The sequence below is a fragment of the Mesorhizobium sp. M0040 genome, from assembly GCF_040323505.1.
Taxonomy (GTDB): Bacteria; Pseudomonadota; Alphaproteobacteria; order Rhizobiales; family Rhizobiaceae; genus Mesorhizobium.
Map to the genome: position 1 here is coordinate 43,347 of NZ_JAMYVA010000018.1, position 14,426 is coordinate 57,772.

16 protein-coding genes and 1 tRNA gene are annotated in these 14,426 nt (G+C 61.3%); 7 read left to right on the forward strand and 10 right to left on the reverse strand.

Annotated elements, in window-relative coordinates; all coding sequences use genetic code 11:
• The first annotated feature begins 74 nt into the window (after positions 1-74).
• The 3 genes from NKJ91_RS17570 to NKJ91_RS17580 all read left to right on the forward strand — a co-directional run bounded on the left by NKJ91_RS17570 (position 75) and on the right by NKJ91_RS17580 (position 1,600).
• The gene (locus NKJ91_RS17570) at positions 75-398 is read left to right on the forward strand and encodes an integration host factor subunit alpha (protein ID WP_023674510.1); all 324 of its coding nucleotides are present in this window, start codon (positions 75-77) and stop codon (positions 396-398) included.
• Between the two features lie 243 nt (positions 399-641).
• A complete protein-coding gene (locus tag NKJ91_RS17575) occupies positions 642-1,184 on the forward strand; it encodes a MerR family transcriptional regulator (RefSeq protein ID WP_023674511.1) in 543 nt (180 codons plus the stop codon).
• A 74-nt stretch (positions 1,185-1,258) separates the two neighbouring features.
• Complete coding sequence (locus NKJ91_RS17580) at positions 1,259-1,600, forward strand: hypothetical protein (protein WP_023674512.1); 342 nt, start codon at positions 1,259-1,261, stop codon at positions 1,598-1,600.
• A 126-nt stretch (positions 1,601-1,726) separates the two neighbouring features.
• On the opposite strand, the gene NKJ91_RS17585 is transcribed toward NKJ91_RS17580, so the two are convergent.
• A complete protein-coding gene (locus tag NKJ91_RS17585; RefSeq protein WP_023674514.1) occupies positions 1,727-1,918 on the reverse strand; it encodes a hypothetical protein in 192 nt (63 codons plus the stop codon).
• 317 nt (positions 1,919-2,235) lie between these two features.
• On the opposite strand from NKJ91_RS17585, the gene NKJ91_RS17590 reads away from it, so the two are divergent.
• Together NKJ91_RS17590 and NKJ91_RS17595 are read left to right on the forward strand one after the other, a co-directional pair.
• Entirely contained in the window at positions 2,236-2,514 is a 279-nt protein-coding gene (locus NKJ91_RS17590; protein WP_352456593.1) for a helix-turn-helix domain-containing protein, read from the forward strand.
• A 119-nt stretch (positions 2,515-2,633) separates the two neighbouring features.
• Positions 2,634-3,092, forward strand: coding sequence for a YbaK/EbsC family protein (locus NKJ91_RS17595; RefSeq protein ID WP_352456594.1), 459 nt, complete (start codon positions 2,634-2,636; stop codon positions 3,090-3,092).
• A gap of 38 nt (positions 3,093-3,130) precedes the next feature.
• Here NKJ91_RS17595 and NKJ91_RS17600 read toward each other — a convergent pair whose 3' ends face one another.
• The 7 genes from NKJ91_RS17600 to NKJ91_RS17630 all read right to left on the reverse strand — a co-directional run bounded on the left by NKJ91_RS17600 (position 3,131) and on the right by NKJ91_RS17630 (position 9,248).
• Positions 3,131-3,325 (reverse strand): hypothetical protein, encoded by a 195-nt coding sequence (locus NKJ91_RS17600; RefSeq protein WP_023674517.1) that lies wholly within the window; start codon positions 3,323-3,325, stop codon positions 3,131-3,133.
• A gap of 146 nt (positions 3,326-3,471) precedes the next feature.
• Complete coding sequence (locus tag NKJ91_RS17605; protein WP_352456595.1) at positions 3,472-3,705, reverse strand: hypothetical protein; 234 nt, start codon at positions 3,703-3,705, stop codon at positions 3,472-3,474.
• A gap of 790 nt (positions 3,706-4,495) precedes the next feature.
• A tRNA-Pro gene (locus NKJ91_RS17610) sits at positions 4,496-4,572 on the reverse strand.
• A gap of 36 nt (positions 4,573-4,608) precedes the next feature.
• A complete protein-coding gene (locus tag NKJ91_RS17615) occupies positions 4,609-5,898 on the reverse strand; it encodes an O-antigen ligase family protein (protein WP_352456596.1) in 1,290 nt (429 codons plus the stop codon).
• A complete protein-coding gene (locus NKJ91_RS17620; RefSeq protein WP_352456597.1) occupies positions 5,895-7,430 on the reverse strand; it encodes an undecaprenyl-phosphate glucose phosphotransferase in 1,536 nt (511 codons plus the stop codon). Before NKJ91_RS17620 ends, NKJ91_RS17615 begins: the two co-directional genes overlap by 4 nt.
• A 117-nt stretch (positions 7,431-7,547) precedes the next feature.
• Positions 7,548-8,672, reverse strand: a complete 1,125-nt coding sequence (locus NKJ91_RS17625; RefSeq protein WP_352456598.1) for a glycosyltransferase family 4 protein — start codon at positions 8,670-8,672, stop codon at positions 7,548-7,550.
• 12 nt (positions 8,673-8,684) lie between these two features.
• Positions 8,685-9,248 (reverse strand): polysaccharide biosynthesis/export family protein, encoded by a 564-nt coding sequence (locus NKJ91_RS17630; protein ID WP_023674625.1) that lies wholly within the window; start codon positions 9,246-9,248, stop codon positions 8,685-8,687.
• Between the two features lie 255 nt (positions 9,249-9,503).
• Here NKJ91_RS17630 and NKJ91_RS17635 point away from each other — a divergent pair, with 255 nt between their 5' ends.
• Positions 9,504-11,753 (forward strand): GumC family protein, encoded by a 2,250-nt coding sequence (locus tag NKJ91_RS17635; protein ID WP_023674626.1) that lies wholly within the window; start codon positions 9,504-9,506, stop codon positions 11,751-11,753.
• Between the two features lie 23 nt (positions 11,754-11,776).
• Here the strand turns inward: NKJ91_RS17635 and NKJ91_RS17640 are convergent, their stop codons facing one another.
• Entirely contained in the window at positions 11,777-13,006 is a 1,230-nt protein-coding gene (locus tag NKJ91_RS17640) for a GNAT family N-acetyltransferase (protein WP_352456599.1), read from the reverse strand.
• An 89-nt stretch (positions 13,007-13,095) separates the two neighbouring features.
• Here NKJ91_RS17640 and NKJ91_RS17645 point away from each other — a divergent pair, with 89 nt between their 5' ends.
• Positions 13,096-14,154, forward strand: coding sequence for a polysaccharide deacetylase family protein (locus NKJ91_RS17645; RefSeq protein ID WP_352456600.1), 1,059 nt, complete (start codon positions 13,096-13,098; stop codon positions 14,152-14,154).
• Here NKJ91_RS17645 and NKJ91_RS17650 read toward each other — a convergent pair.
• Positions 14,151-14,378 carry a DUF2842 domain-containing protein gene (locus NKJ91_RS17650; RefSeq protein ID WP_023674629.1) on the reverse strand — a complete coding sequence of 76 codons (228 nt, stop codon included), beginning with the start codon at positions 14,376-14,378 and terminating at the stop codon, positions 14,151-14,153. The genes NKJ91_RS17645 and NKJ91_RS17650 overlap by 4 nt on opposite strands.
• Between the last annotated feature and the right edge of the window lie 48 nt (positions 14,379-14,426).

Consider the following 14,426-nt stretch of genomic DNA (forward strand, 5'->3'; position numbering starts at 1 on the left):
CCTTGACGGATCAATTACTTAGGTTCTGCCGTTGCTTGTATGATTTATGTTTTTGAGCTGATGGGACGGTTCGTATGGGGGGAAAGACACTTACGCGCGCCGACCTCGCCGAAGCCGTTTACCGCAAGGTTGGGCTGTCGCGTACTGAATCGGCTGAGCTTGTCGAGGCGGTGCTGAATGAGATCTGCGAGGCGATCGTTCGCGGCGAGACGGTGAAGCTGTCGTCCTTCGCGACCTTCCACGTGCGCTCCAAAAACGAGCGCATCGGGCGCAATCCCAAGACCGGCGAGGAAGTGCCGATCCTGCCGCGCCGGGTGATGACCTTCAAGTCGTCGAACGTGCTGAAGAACCGTATCCTGCGCTCCCATCAAAACAGCAAAGTCAAGGGCAGCAAGTAGCCGCCCAATCCCCCTTTGCCAAGAATTGCTCCAGGCTTCGGTTGAAAAGCGAACCCTGCTTTTGCGCCGGGCTTGAATATTGTTTCATAAACCGCTGAAATAAGATGCGATTCGGTACGCCGGATCGGTATTTGGGTGTGATCCGTTCCGGCGGGACGGAAAGCTGCTCTCCTTGTTAAGCGTGATGTCGCCCGAACCCGGTTCCCGCCTTTCGCGATCATGCTCTAGCGTGAGGATTCGCCCATGGACAAGAGCCCTGATGCTTTCCGCACCATCAGCGAGGTCGCGGAGGATCTGGATTTGCCGCAGCACGTGCTGCGCTTCTGGGAGACGCGTTTCAACCAGATCAAGCCGATGAAGCGCGGCGGCGGCCGCCGCTACTACCGTCCGCAGGACGTAGAACTGATCAAGGGTATTCGTCATATGCTCTACGACCAGGGCTATACGATCAAGGGCGTGCAGAAGCTGTTGCGCGAGAATGGCAACCAGTTTCTGATCGCCGTCGGCAGTGGCGACATGGCGGCGGTCGAGGCGATCTCGCAGCGCCGACAGGCCGACACGGTACCGCTGACGCAAGCGGCGCAGCCGCGCGGCCCGGACGACGAAATGCTGGTTGGCCAGCCGAGGGTGAAACCCAGCCGTCGTTTTTTCGGTATAGGCAAGACCGACGAGGAAGGTCCGGTTCCGCCGGACACGTCAAAACTTTCCCGTGACAATCGCGCATTGCTGCAGGAGGCGCTGTTCGACCTCCTGGAATGCAAGCGCCTGCTCGATCAGGTTCGCTAGAGCCCGCCGGGCTGACCGGAACGGTCTTCAGGGTCATGCGTTAGGCTTCCTTCTACAGATGAAGGAAGCACGTCATGGCATCGCTTTCGAGCATCTCCGACACCGATCTGGACAAACAGGTCGCGGCCCTGACCAGGGAACTGGCCACCTTGAAGAAAGCCGTGTTAAAGCGGGGCGGCGCCTTTTACGAAGACGGGCGCGATACCGCGTCGGATTATTATTCGGATATCACTGAGCGCCTCGGCGACGCCTTGCCGGCAATCAGAAGGCAAGGCCGGGCGATCGAGAAGACCGCCCGAGATCACCCGGCGACGGCGGCCGCTGTCGGGCTGGTTCTGGTCGGGCTCGTCGCCAGTCTGTTCCTCGGCGGCCGGCAGCAACAAGCACCGCGAGCGCGTTCAAGATCGGCACGTTGAGATAAGCAAATGGCGGTGGTCAGCGGACCGCCGCCATTTTTCGCCGACACGGAAAGCCCGGCAAGCGCGCCGCCCTTGATCAAGCACCAGAACGCCTGATTGCGGGTTGTTCGCCCGAGGGTGTTTTCAGTACTTCTTCGCGACAACCTTCTTGTGATGGTGGCGGTAGTGGTGGACGCGGTGATGGTAGTGATGGCGGTGATGCTTCTTGACGGTGGTGTGCATCGTCGTTGCATTCGCGCTGCTTGCGCCGATGATCGGCATCGAGAGGGCAAGTGCGATTGCAAGTCCAAGGGCGGAGAGAAGAGGCTTCTTCATGACATCGTTTCCTTTTTGCGCAGGCGGAATTTGAGCGTCACTGATTCAGGTCGGTGACTCGAGCGCTGCGGTTGGGACTATCGCTTTGGAGTTTTTCGGCAGTTTTTCCGGCCTGTAGAATTTTGTTTCCGAACTGTGTCTGCTGACGATCCGGCCAGATGTCGGCGCGCCGGCATCCGCCATTCATTCCGGCGTCGGTTCACGATGCCGTGACGCTATCTTTGATGCTTGGCAAATCACCGGCGAGCGGGCATTCTCCCGATCGTCTCAGGCAACAACATGATTTGATCTAACTCTTTCATCCCACGGAGTTGCCAATGCCCCAAATAGCAAAACGCGAACCTTACTCCGAACTGGCGGCGAGCGCGGTTACGCCTGAACGCAGTGCCGTCCGAACCGCCCGGGAAGCCCGTGGATACAGCATCGAAGAGCTGTCCCTGGCGTGCGGGCTGGCAGCCTATGAGATTGCCGATATTGAAAGCGGCAAGGATGCCGATCCCTCGAAACGTCGGCGTATTGCCTCCGCGCTTCAACTTCCGGAAAGCGCTCTGTTTGACGAAGTCGTGTTGCCTGCCAAAAGGCGATCCGTGTCGTAGCGGCGTGCCATGCGTTTATTCCACGAGCTCGCCATGGGTCGCCCTGGCGGGCTTCGTTTTTTCGGCCACGTAGTGGACTTGCCGGCCGCCACGGCGACGCCAGACGGAAATTGCTGGAGATGAGCCTCGAATCCGTTCGCGCCTTTTTCGCCGCACACGCGCCCGAAATTGATGTCATCGTCACGGAGGCAAGCTCGGCGACGGTGCCTTTGGCCGCCGAAGCGCATGGCGTAGCGCCGGCGCAGATTGCCAAGACGATCTGCTTGCGCGCCGGCGACCAGACGATGCTGATCGTGGCCAGCGGGATCTCCAGGCTGGACAATCGCAAATTCAAGGACCGGTTTGGTGGCAAGGCGCGAATGCTGGACGCCGAGCAGGTGCTCGCCGCGACCGATCATCCCGTCGGTGGGGTGTGCCCGTTCGGCCTACCGGCGCCGCTCCCGGTCTACTGCGACATCTCGCTGCGCGCCTTTGACGAGGTCGTCCCGGCGGCAGGCGCGACGAATGCCGCCGTACGGCTCAGCCCGCAACGTCTGGCCGAACTCGTCGACGCCGAGTGGGTGGATGTGTGCCAGTAGCCATTTATCCGGGTCGTGGGATCCGCTGAGCGTTACCGCTACTCGGTCTTCTGTGGCTCTTCTTTCTTGATCGTCTGAGCGTCCGTGACAGTCGACATATCGGCCTTCTCGACGCTTGCTGTCTTCGTCTGCGTGTCGACCGATGCCTGGACCTTGGAATGCGCGGGGCAATCCGCAGAGGCAGCTGATATGGACATGGTCAGTGCCGCGGCTATTGCGAGGAATGTCTTCATGATATTCTCCTCTTTCGTTCGATGGGTAAAGTTAGCCCGTCTGGCACCGACCGCAAAATCACATTTGTTCACACGCGCTCTTGCGCACACGGAAGCCGACGCTGGGCCAGTAATTCAAATGGTTGCGCGGATAGCCGCTTGCCGTATCAAAGCCCACTGGCTCCGGCCGGAGGATTTTTGGCGTTAAAGATCTCGCCGCTCAGAGCCAGTCTCAAATCTTCGGCACTGAGCTGACCACTTTCAAATAAATCCATCACCCTGCGGCCGAGCACTTCTCTGCCTGGATCTCCATCGGCGAGGCCTAGTTCACGGCATCGGGCATCGAGTGCCTTGGTCAACATGGTCAGATCGGCAGGACAGGCAACCCCTTGAAGCGACATTGCATCTCTCCCGGAAAGGGCGAAAGCGGGTGGCATCTTCGAAGCGTCCGCTCGCCCTTACAACTGCGGACGACGGCAATTCAACTACAGCCAACCTTTTTCGAACTCAACATTCAAACGTACCAAAACGCCGCGCGCTCCAATGGGAGGATCCTGCTACAATACGGTATGGCCGTCCGAATAGCGGTTGTCCTCGCGCTTCTTTTCGCCTTCGCCTACGGTTTCGCAAAACTCGCGGAACATTATCGCAGCGTTGGCGACAGGCCCTCTCCGTGTGAAGAATTGCCCTATCCTGATTGTCCTGACCAAAAAGCTCCTCCCCGGGAAGAAACTGAGCCTTGAGCGCGCGCCTGTTCAGGCCAGGCCAGCCGTCGGGATTGAATTAGTTCTTTCCAACCGACGGTTGGTGGACGCATTGCAGCTGATGCGCCTAGGGTTCACTACGATCCGCGCGCACCGGGCATGCCCAACCCCCGAGTCACCCCTGCCTGATGCAAGGCGCCTGATCGAGTCCCGCCGTTCTGGCATGTGCGGCGGGACCTTTTCTTATTGAAGCTGGAATACGGGCTCACGATAAAGGTTGGCGTACTCAGCAAAGCTTACCTAGCCATTACCGCGCGGTTTCTCGGTGGGCTTCTGGCTAGACGCCAGCCTCCGTGCCTCGCGCACGAGTGATGCGTGATCGATTCCTCGATGAGATCACGCGCCCGCGTATGTTGCGCTGGCTGCAGTGCGGCTATTGTCTGTACAGCCAGTTTGGGGGAAAACTGGCTAAGCCTTTGGATTTTAATGGTCGGAGTGGCCGGATTCGAACCGACGACCCCTTGACCCCCAGTCAAGTGCGCTACCGGGCTGCGCTACACTCCGGACCGGTCGCGATGTATCGTGATAGACCGGGTCCGGTCAACCGAATTCGGTTGCTGTTCTGCCTGAAGCAACCGCGACGAGGATTGCCGGTCGCTGCGCCGCCCGCAGCTGCCACTGGTGGCGGTATTCGAGCGCGATGGCACCCCAGATCAAGCCAAGCAGCAGGTAGACATGGCGCCAGTGGTCGATGTCGATGAAGGTGCCGAGCCCGATATTGCCGATGAAGGCGACGTAGGCGCATAGAAGATAAGGCTGCCACGGCCGGTCGCGCAGCAGAATGCGGAAGCCGGCGGCGATCGTCCAGCACGTCAGCGTCAGGAACGACACGAAGCCGAGCCAGCCGTAATCCATCAGCATCTTCAGCCAGATGTCGTGCGTGTCCTCGCCAAACATCTTGCCGAAGACGAGCGGGCCGATGCCGAACGGATGCTCCAGTGCCATCTGAAAGCCGATCGTATAGCGGGCGAAGCGGCCGAGCCGGGCGGTGTCGTAGCTTTGTTCGAGCTGTGCGCGGTTCGAGAACATCTCGGCGACGCCTGGCAGTTGCAGGATGACGATCATTGCGATGACCAGCAGTCCGACGGCGGCGATGGTCATGACGACGACGCGCAGCTTGAACTTGCCGCTGGCGCTCTGCAGGAACAAGGCACCGGTCAGCAGGATCGCCGAAACGGCGAACATGCCCCAGGCGCCGCGCGAAAAGGAAAAGAAAATGCCGGCGGTGATTATCAGCAACGGCACCGCCAATAGCGGCATGCGTGCGACCGAGCCGGTAAGCAGCAGGTAGAGCAGGTAGATGCCGGGCAGCACCAGGAACGGACCGAACACGTTCGGGTCCTGGAAGGCGCCGGCGGCACGGTCGTATTTGGTGAAGATCTCCGCTCCTGGAAAGGCATGGAAATAGCCGGCTATGCCGACCAGCGAAGTCAGCACTGCCGACACCACATAGGCGACGAAGATCACCCGGTAGAGACTGGGCTGGACGGCCGTTACCGAAGCGAAAAAAACCGCGGTTAAGGCCAGGAACAGCGAGACGGCGAGATAGAGCGGCGTGCCGGCGAGGTCCGACATCTGCGTCATCGAGACCATACCGCCGATGTTCATGATAACCAGCAGCACCAGAAGTGGCACCGCCGCGCGCTGTATACGCATGCCGAACAAGGGCCACACCACGATCAGCCCGATCATGTAGAGATCGTACGGCGCGGGCTCGGCAATGACGAAACCGGACAGGAAAACGCCGAGGAAAACCGCCCCCGACGCAATCAGTGCAATTAGCTTGGCGTTGACCGCCGCAGCCGGCAATTCATAGGCCGTCGCGATCAATACGCGTTTTCCGTATTGAGCAGGCGGATCGGCGTCAGGAACAGGATTCTGAGGTCGAACAGGAGCGACCAGTTCTCGATGTAATAGAGGTCGTATTCCGTCCGCATGCGGATCTTCTCGTTGGTGTCCATCTCGCCGCGCCAGCCATTGATCTGCGCCCAGCCGGTCACACCGGGTTTGACCTTGTGGCGAGCGAAATAGCCGTCGACCACTTCATTGTAGAGGAGGTTGTGCGACTGCGCGGCAATGGCGTGCGGGCGCGGCCCGACCAGCGACAGCGAACCGAACAGCGAATTGAAGAACTGCGGCAGTTCGTCGATCGAGGTCTTGCGGATGAAGCGGCCGACGCGGGTGACGCGCGGATCGTTCTTGGTCACGGTCTGCTTCGCCGTCGGGTCCGCCTTGTCGGTATACATCGACCGGAACTTGTAGACCTCGATGATCTCGTTGTTGAAGCCGTGCCGCTTCTGGTGGAACAGCACCGGTCCCTTGCTGTCGAGTTTGATCGCGATCGCGGTCGCCAGCATCACCGGCGAGAACACGATGATGCCGATGATCGAAAAGACGATGTCGAAGGCGCGTTTCGCGACCGAATCCCAGTCGTTGATAGGCTTGTCGAAGATATCGAGCATCGGCACCGAGCCGATGTAGGAATAGGCGCGCGGCCTGAACTGCAGCGCGTTCGAATGCGCCGATAGCCGGATGTCGACCGGCAGCACCCACAGCTTCTTCAATAACTGCAGCACGCGCGATTCGGCGGTCAGCGGCAGCGATACGATCAGCATGTCGATGCGCGCGATGCGGGCAAATTCGATGAGTTCGGAAATTGTACCGAGCTTGGGATAACCGGCGACAACCGGTGGCGACCGCTTATCGCCGCGGTCGTCGAAGATGCCGCAGATGCGGATGTCGTTGTAGGGCTGCCTTTCGACCGAGCGGATCAATACCTCCGCCGCCTTGCCGCCGCCGACGATGACGGCGCGGCGCTCCATCCGCCCGTCGCGCGCCCAGCGCCGGATCAGCTTCGACATCACCAGGCGGAGACCCAGGATCAACACGAAACCGACGACGAACCACGTGCCGAAGAGCAGGCGCGAATAGTCTTCCGACATTTTCATGGTGAAGGCGGTGAGCGCCATCAAGGCGAAGGTTCCGGCCCAGACCAGCAGGAGACGGCCGAAATTGGCGATCGGCCGCATCAGCGCGACGATCTGGTAGCAGTCGGTGACGTCGAACAGAACGACCGCGAGGAACGAGGTGGCGGCGATCGTCAGTGAGTATTGCCAGCCAAGATAGTTGAAAAAGCCGACATAATAGAAATAGACGGCAAGACCTGACACCAACAGCAGCGCGAATTCCACCATGCGCAGGACGCCGCTCACCATGATCGGCGACATCGTATCGCGCCGGTATTGCGAGGCGACCTGGCGGGCAACATCGTTCATGCCGCCGGCCGTATTGTTCTCGGCAGGGGCGTCGAATTTGCGCACCGCGTCTAGCGAAAAACGGCGCGCGGGGTCGATTTCGTTCATGGGGCGTCCGCAGGTTTCCCTCAGGTGAATAGCAAAAGAGAGCTAAGAAACCCTTGAAACAACACATGGCTTTGGAGACGCTTTCACCAGGAGCAGCCCGGTGGAAAACCCGTTGCTCTATTTTTTGAGCGCGGCGAAATAAGCCTTTTCGATTTCGGCGGCCATTACATCGGCGCCGAAGCGTGCCTTGAGGTCGGCGAGGCCGGGCATCAGGCCTTTGTAGGTGTCGAGATCGGCCAATGCGGCGCTTATCTTGTCGCCAAGTTCGCGCGGGTCGGGCCGGATCAGGACAGGCGAGCCGGTGTCGAAGATTTCCGGTATGCCGCCGACCGCCGTCGCGATGATCGGCTTGCCGGCGGCGAGCGCTTCCAGAACTATATAGGGCATGGCTTCCGCGCGCGAGGGAACGACGACCAGTTCGGCCAGCCTGAAGGCGAGCCTGGCCGGCATCGGCGCCAGGAAGCTGACCTCGAGGCCGAGCTGCTTCACCTGGGCGCGATAGCGCGGTAGGTCGTCGCCGTCGCCGACCATCAGCGCTTTCAATGGGCGGCCGAGCCGTGTCGCGGCTAGCCCCAGCGCATCGATGAAGATGTCCGGGCCTTTGAGGTCTCGCATCATGCCGATATAGAGGAGGTCAACCGCATTGTGCTCGGTCCGCACCGGCTCGAACTCGGCGGCGCGCAGGCCGTTGTGGACGAGAGCGTTCGGAATGGGCGGCTCGCCGACCTTCCTGCGATAAGTCCGCCGCTCATAATCGGAAACAAACAGCAGGCAATCGGTGAAGCGAGCCATGAAGCGCTCGAGCGCGAAGAACAGCTTCCCCATGGCGGTGGTCTCGTCATAGTGAAGCGAGCCGCCATGCGGCGAATAAAGGCGGGCTACGCGAGACCTGGATACCCGCAACAATGAGCCGAACAGACGGGCATAGGCGCCACCTTTGGCGCCATGCCCGTGCAGCACGTCCGGCCGCAATTCTTTTATGATCCTATAGGTGCGCCGGGCCGAGGCGAGATCGCCTGGCCCGACATGCCGCTGCATCGGGGTGCGGTGAATGCCGAGCGCCAGGCTGCCTTTCATCTGTTCGAACAGCCGTTCCTCGAAATCGCCGCCCGTCGTCGAATCGCAGACAATGCCGACGGCATGGCCGGCGGCGACCTGAGCCTCGGTCAGGTCGCGCACATGCCGGAAGATGCCTCCGACCGGTGAGCGAAAGCAGTGGACGATCCTGAGTGTGTCCGCCACTTTGTCAGCACATCAAAACAGGCGTTCGCGAACATAGACTGTATCGCCGGGCAATAGCGGGTCGGAGGTCACCACGCGTCCGGTTATCACCTTGCCGTTGATGTCGCGGGTAATGTCGACGCTTTCCTGGTTGGCGCGTGGCGTGAACCCGCCGGCGATGGCGACGGCTTTCTGCACGGTCAGGCCTGGAACGTAGGAATACTGCCCCGCCGCACCCACTTCACCCATGACGAAGATCGGCCGGTAGCGATCGATTTCGACCGAAACATCGGGATCCCGCAAATAACCCTGGCGCAGTTTCTCGGCGATCTCGCTTTCAAGCTGTTGGGCGGTGTGGCCGCGCGCCGGCACGTTGCCGACGAGCGGCAGCGAGAGATAGCCGGACTGGTCGACGCTGTAGGTATTGGTCAGTCCTTCCTGCTCGAACACGGTTACGCGGACGCGGTCGCCGGCGCCGAGGCGATAGGGCTGGTCGAGAACTTCATGGAATGCGGCCGGCGTCGGCCGGTAGCTGGAGCAGCCCGAAAGCATCGATACGGCAAGCAGCGCGCGGAAAAGGGGAGCAGTGCTTTTCATGAGCGGACACGTACCTTTGAATAGCCGGCGACTCTGCGGCAAACCTTAACGATCGAGCTCGGTTATCATCCTGTTAGGGTTAATGGCCGGTAAAGGCGCGCGGCCGATGCGGGCCGGATCGACAAATGCAGATGGTTTTCAGCCTCTTGTTTGCGGCTTGTTAGTAGAGCCTAACAGGTTCTTACCGCGATATTAACGGCTGAGTTACCATAGTTGTTTACGGTGCATGCTGACTCAGTACCGGAGCAGGGATGCATGTCCGTTCAATCCGCGGCCGCAGATGTCGACGTCGATCTCAGGCAGCTTTTCGCCAGCCTGGCGCGAAACTGGTTGCGCATCCTTGTCGTCGCACTGGTTGTAACCGGCCTGGCCTTTGCGCTCGCCTGGCTTGCAACGCCCGAATACAAGGCGGCAGCCAAGCTGGAGATCGGGCCTCGAGAATCGGAGTTCACGCGGCCAGCCGGGGCCAACGGCAACGAGCGGTCGATTCCCGACGAAGAGGCTGTGGCCACCGAGGTCCAGATCATCTCGTCCCCCGACATCCTCAAGCAGGTGGCGGCGAAGCTCAACCTGGCGAAATTGCCCGAATTCGACGAGGCGCTGAAGATGTCGGCGCTGAGCCGCGCCCTTGTCCTTGTTGGCTTGAAAAGCGATCCGTTCGAGATTCCGCTGGAAGAGCGCGTGCTGGACGCAATGCATGAGAAGCTCAACGTCTATGGCGTTGAAAAAACCCGCGCGATCGCAATCGAGTTCTCGTCAGAGGATCCAAAGCTTGCCGCCGCGATCCCGAACGCCATTGCAAACGCCTATATCGCCTCCAAGGGCAATGCCAAGCTCGAATCGAATTCCGCCGCCACCGACTTTCTGGCGCCGGAAATCGCGGATCTGCAGAACCGGGTGAAGGAGGCGGAAGCCAAGGTTGCCGCATTCCGTGCGCAGTCCGATCTTTTGATGGGCGGCAACAATTCGGTGCTTGCCACCCAGCAGCTGTCCGAATTGTCGAGCGAACTGTCACGCGTGCGCGCCAATCGCGCTTCGGCGGAAGCGACCGCTGACAGCGTGCGCAGGGCGTTGCGCAATGGCGGCTCGCTGGATGCCGTTCCGGAGGTGTTGTCTTCCGAACTGATCCAGCGCCTGCGCGAGCGGCAAGTCGAACTCAAGAACAACATCGCCGACCTTTCCACCACCTTGCTCGACAACCATCCGCGCATCCGCGCGCTGAAGTCGCAGCTCGCGGATCTCGACCGCCAGATCCGCAACGAAGCGGAAAAGATCATGAAAGGTCTGATGGCGCAGGCCGAGACGGCGAAGGCGCGAGAGGCTCAACTCGTGGCAGACGTCAACACGCTGAAGGCGGCGTCCGCCCGCGCCGGCGAAGAGCAGGTGGAACTCGATGCGCTGCAGCGTGATGCCGCGACCAAGCGTCAGCAGCTCGATCTCTATTCATCCAGCTATCTCCAGGCGGCCGCACGCAAGGATCGCAACTATCTGCCCGTCGACGCTCGCGTATTTTCGGAGGCCCAGGTGCCGGCCGAACCTTATTTCCCCAAGATTGGTCCGATTGTCAGTGCGGCCTTTGTCGGCTCGTTGCTCATCATGGCGATCGTCACGCTGCTGCAGGAACTGTTTTCCGGCCGCGCCATGCGTCCGGCCGCCGGTGCCCATTTCGAGCGCATCGAGCAGGTTGCGATGCCGGCTGTCCAGGCCGAACGCGTGATGGCCGAGCCCGACCCGTCGGTTGGCCGGTCCGAACCGGCAGTCGTCGAGATCGATGAGGCCGACGACGACAATATCATTGAAAGCAAAGTGGAGCCGGAACCCGTCGCGGTGGCGGAAGCGGCTGCCGAGAAAATCGAACCGGAGTACTCTGAAATGGCCGCTGGAGACATTGAACCGGCACGTTCTATCCTCGGCGAGGTCGACATCGACAAGGCCGCGGAAAAACTGATCGCCACCGGTGCCGCCCGCGCCATATTCGTGTCGCCAGAAGGCGACGAGGCGGCCGCCTCGGCGGTGTTGGTGGCGCGCGCAGTCTCCGACGCCGGGCTACGCGTGCTGCTGCTTGATCTCACCGCTTCGGGTGCCGCCTCGCGGCCGATGCTGGACAGCGGGCTGTTTCCGGGCATCACCGATCTGCTCGCCTCGCAAGCGCAGTTCAGCGATGTGATCCACCCCGATCTCTATTCGGACTGCCACGTTATTCCCGTCGGCACAGCCGATCCGGTCCGCGCCATGCGCGCCGCCGACCGGCTGCCGATCATCATGCAGTCGCTGACCACCGCCTATGATTTGGTCGTGGTCGAATGCGGACCGGCCGACGCGCAAGGCATCAGCCGCCTGGTGGGCGAGGGGACCGAGGTCTTGCTCTCCATGCTTGAGCCGGACGACGAGGTGACGCAGGCCGCGGTCGCGCTCATCGAGAGTGGCTATCCCGACCTGACGCTGGTCACGCCCATCGGCCATGTGGCGCCGGGCCCAATGCCGGGACGGCGCTCGGCCGCCTGAGGCAGTTTTCTCTCAAATCGAAATCAGCTGTCGTCTTCGCCTGCGGCCGGTGCTGTCCGCCCCACGGCTTTGCGGCGCAGCAGCTTGGTCAGCTTCCAGACCATTGGGCTGTGCTTGATGAATGCCTTCAGGCTTGCGCCGTGCCTGAGCGCAAGCGCCAGCGCACGACCTTTCAGCGTCAGCGGAACCAGCACCTCGAAATGCTGCGTTTCGACATCGCACCACAATCGCTTGTAGGGTTCGTCGCCGACCGAGAAATCATAGATTTCGAAACCCGCCTCGCAGGCTTCCAGGATGTTCTCGAAGAACAGGAAGTCGCCCGGGCTGGTGTGTGCGAGGTCGTCCTCGGCGATCGCCCCGAATTCGCAGATCAGCCGCTTGCCCGTGCGGCTCGATCCGGTGACTGCACGAAGTTTCCCGGCGACTTCCAGCCCATGCAGGACGAAGGACGGATATTCCTCTTGAAGCGCGTCGGCAAACAGCGAGCGGAAAAAAGCGCGCACCTCCGCCTCACCGAAAACATTGGCGATGCCCATCTTGCGGAAGCGGAATTCCTTCATCTCGAAAAAGGCATCGAGCAGCATGTGCACCTCGTCCGCAGTCCTCGCCTCGATGCGACGATAGCTGCCAACGGCCTCGAACTTGCGCGCCTGCGAGCGATGCTTCTTGCGCCTGCGCTTGCCGCTCACGCGGGTGAGCAGTGCGTCAAATCCTCCCACAAGACCGGCGGCCAGCGACAGATTGGGGCTCGAAAAATGCGGCAAGGCGGAGAGCGGGTTGGCAACGCCGTCGAGATCGGGCAGCAGCCGCTCCAGCGCAACAAGATCGATGTCGCGCCGCGTCTTGGCAATCGCAGCCAGCATCGAGCGGATCGCCGCGCTATCGGCATTCGACAGCCATTGCGGGTCGGCGGCGGCAAAATTGCCGTTTGCATGGCGGCCGCCCATGAACCGGGCGACGCGGAACGCTCCACTGCGAGTGACCTCCAGCGCCAGTGAGAAAACCGGCCTGTCCTCGGCGCGCAGCGTCGCAACGACAACGTCGGCGCCGGTATGTGCGGCCCAGTTCAGGATCCAGCCTGCGCTTTGCGCAGGGGCAAAAAGCGCCGAATGGCAGAATTCTGCGTACGCCGCCAACGCCGCACTATCGGCGACCGAGGTTGACAGGCCGGCTTTGCCGGCCGGCAAGGCACACGGCGACGCCTCGCTGCTTGCCAGCTGATTGCCGTCAAATGACGCGGTGGCGTCAACCATACCTCAATCCTTAGGGCGTATTCGTCGCGATTGGGGGTCCGCGCAGGCGCATTCCATGCTTGATGAGCTTAGGCGCAAAAGGTGAATGAATGATCGACGGGGGCGAGGCAATCCGCAAACTGGCGCTCAATCTCGCCCGCTATTCCGGTCTCGCTCCGCTGGCCAAGCCGTTTATCGGCGGTCTCGGCGCTATCCTGATGCTGCATCGGGTAACCGCGACACCGGAAAAGCCGAACGGCGTCAACCGCCACTTGAACATCGCGCCTGGGTTTCTCGACACCGTGATCGCCGACATGAAGGCGAACGGCTACAGTTTCGTCACGCTTGACGAGGCGATCGAGCGCATCAAGGCTGGCGACAAGGACGGCCAGTTTGCGACGATCACCGCCGACGACGCCTATCGAGACAACATGACCGAGGCGCTGCCGGTGCTGGAGAAACACGGCGCGCCGATCACCATCTACGTCGCGCCGGGACTGATCGACGGCGCTGCCGATTTGTGGTGGGACGTGGTCGAGGACATCGTCAATGCGCGCGATCGCCTGACGCTGACGACGCCGGATGGCCCGGTGACAATCGACTGCTCGAGTCCGGGAAAAAAGGTCCAGGCCAATGCGCGCCTGCACGCTCATCTGACGCTGAAGGTGCGCGAGCAGGACCAGCGTGCGGTGTTGCGGGATCTGGCGCGCTCGAACGGCATCGAGTTGGGTGCTCCGCGCCCGAGCACGCTGATGAACTGGGACGAGATCCGCACCATGGCCGAGCACCCGCTGGTGACGATCGGCGCACATAGCGTCAATCACTGCAATCTGAAGCGGCTTTCCGAGAGCGATGCGCGACATGAGATCGGCGACGTCAAGCGCATATTGCAGGCCAAACTCGGCGAGGAGCCGCGCCATTTCGCCTATCCCTACGGTTATGCGAGTGCCGTCGGCCGCCGCGAAGTAGGCCTAGTCCGCGATGCCGGCTATGCCTCGGCGGTGACGACCCGCCACGGCATACTCCGCGCCGAGCATGCCGGCTTCCTGCACGCCCTGCCGCGCATTTCGGTCAATGGCCGCTATCAGAGCGTCGCCCACATCCGAACAATGTTGTCGGGCGTGACGACGCCGCTGGCCAATGCCGGCAAGACGGTGGTGACGATCTAACTGTTGCCTCGCCCCTTCGGCCGCGGCTCCAGGATCAGCCATTTGATGATGCCCATCGCCGGCAGCACCCACAAAAGCCCGCTGAGCAGGAAGAAGATGAAGTGCGCCAGCGGCCCGGACTGCGACAATTGGGCGACCGCCACGATCGAGGCGACCAGCGCATAGACTATGACCAGCACTACCAGCAGGAAGCTTCCGATCAGCTTTTTCAGGCGAATGGGCATGGCGCGATCTCGTTGAAGCTATCGCTTAGGCCGAACAGCCAATACGCG

Bases quoted from the DNA above. Each gene is read 5' to 3' on its own strand.
- NKJ91_RS17570 (WP_023674510.1), top strand. From the start codon at position 75: ATGGGGGGAAAGACACTTACGCGCGCCGACCTCGCCGAAGCCGTTTAC.
- NKJ91_RS17575 (WP_023674511.1), top strand. From the start codon at position 642: ATGGACAAGAGCCCTGATGCTTTCCGCACCATCAGCGAGGTCGCGGAG.
- NKJ91_RS17580 (WP_023674512.1), top strand. From the start codon at position 1,259: ATGGCATCGCTTTCGAGCATCTCCGACACCGATCTGGACAAACAGGTC.
- NKJ91_RS17585 (WP_023674514.1), bottom strand. From the start codon at position 1,918: ATGAAGAAGCCTCTTCTCTCCGCCCTTGGACTTGCAATCGCACTTGCC.
- NKJ91_RS17590 (WP_352456593.1), top strand. From the start codon at position 2,236: ATGCCCCAAATAGCAAAACGCGAACCTTACTCCGAACTGGCGGCGAGC.
- NKJ91_RS17595 (WP_352456594.1), top strand. From the start codon at position 2,634: ATGAGCCTCGAATCCGTTCGCGCCTTTTTCGCCGCACACGCGCCCGAA.
- NKJ91_RS17600 (WP_023674517.1), bottom strand. From the start codon at position 3,325: ATGAAGACATTCCTCGCAATAGCCGCGGCACTGACCATGTCCATATCA.
- NKJ91_RS17605 (WP_352456595.1), bottom strand. From the start codon at position 3,705: ATGTCGCTTCAAGGGGTTGCCTGTCCTGCCGATCTGACCATGTTGACC.
- NKJ91_RS17620 (WP_352456597.1), bottom strand. From the start codon at position 7,430: ATGAACGAAATCGACCCCGCGCGCCGTTTTTCGCTAGACGCGGTGCGC.
- NKJ91_RS17630 (WP_023674625.1), bottom strand. From the start codon at position 9,248: ATGAAAAGCACTGCTCCCCTTTTCCGCGCGCTGCTTGCCGTATCGATG.
- NKJ91_RS17635 (WP_023674626.1), top strand. From the start codon at position 9,504: ATGTCCGTTCAATCCGCGGCCGCAGATGTCGACGTCGATCTCAGGCAG.
- NKJ91_RS17640 (WP_352456599.1), bottom strand. From the start codon at position 13,006: ATGGTTGACGCCACCGCGTCATTTGACGGCAATCAGCTGGCAAGCAGC.
- NKJ91_RS17645 (WP_352456600.1), top strand. From the start codon at position 13,096: ATGATCGACGGGGGCGAGGCAATCCGCAAACTGGCGCTCAATCTCGCC.
- NKJ91_RS17650 (WP_023674629.1), bottom strand. From the start codon at position 14,378: ATGCCCATTCGCCTGAAAAAGCTGATCGGAAGCTTCCTGCTGGTAGTG.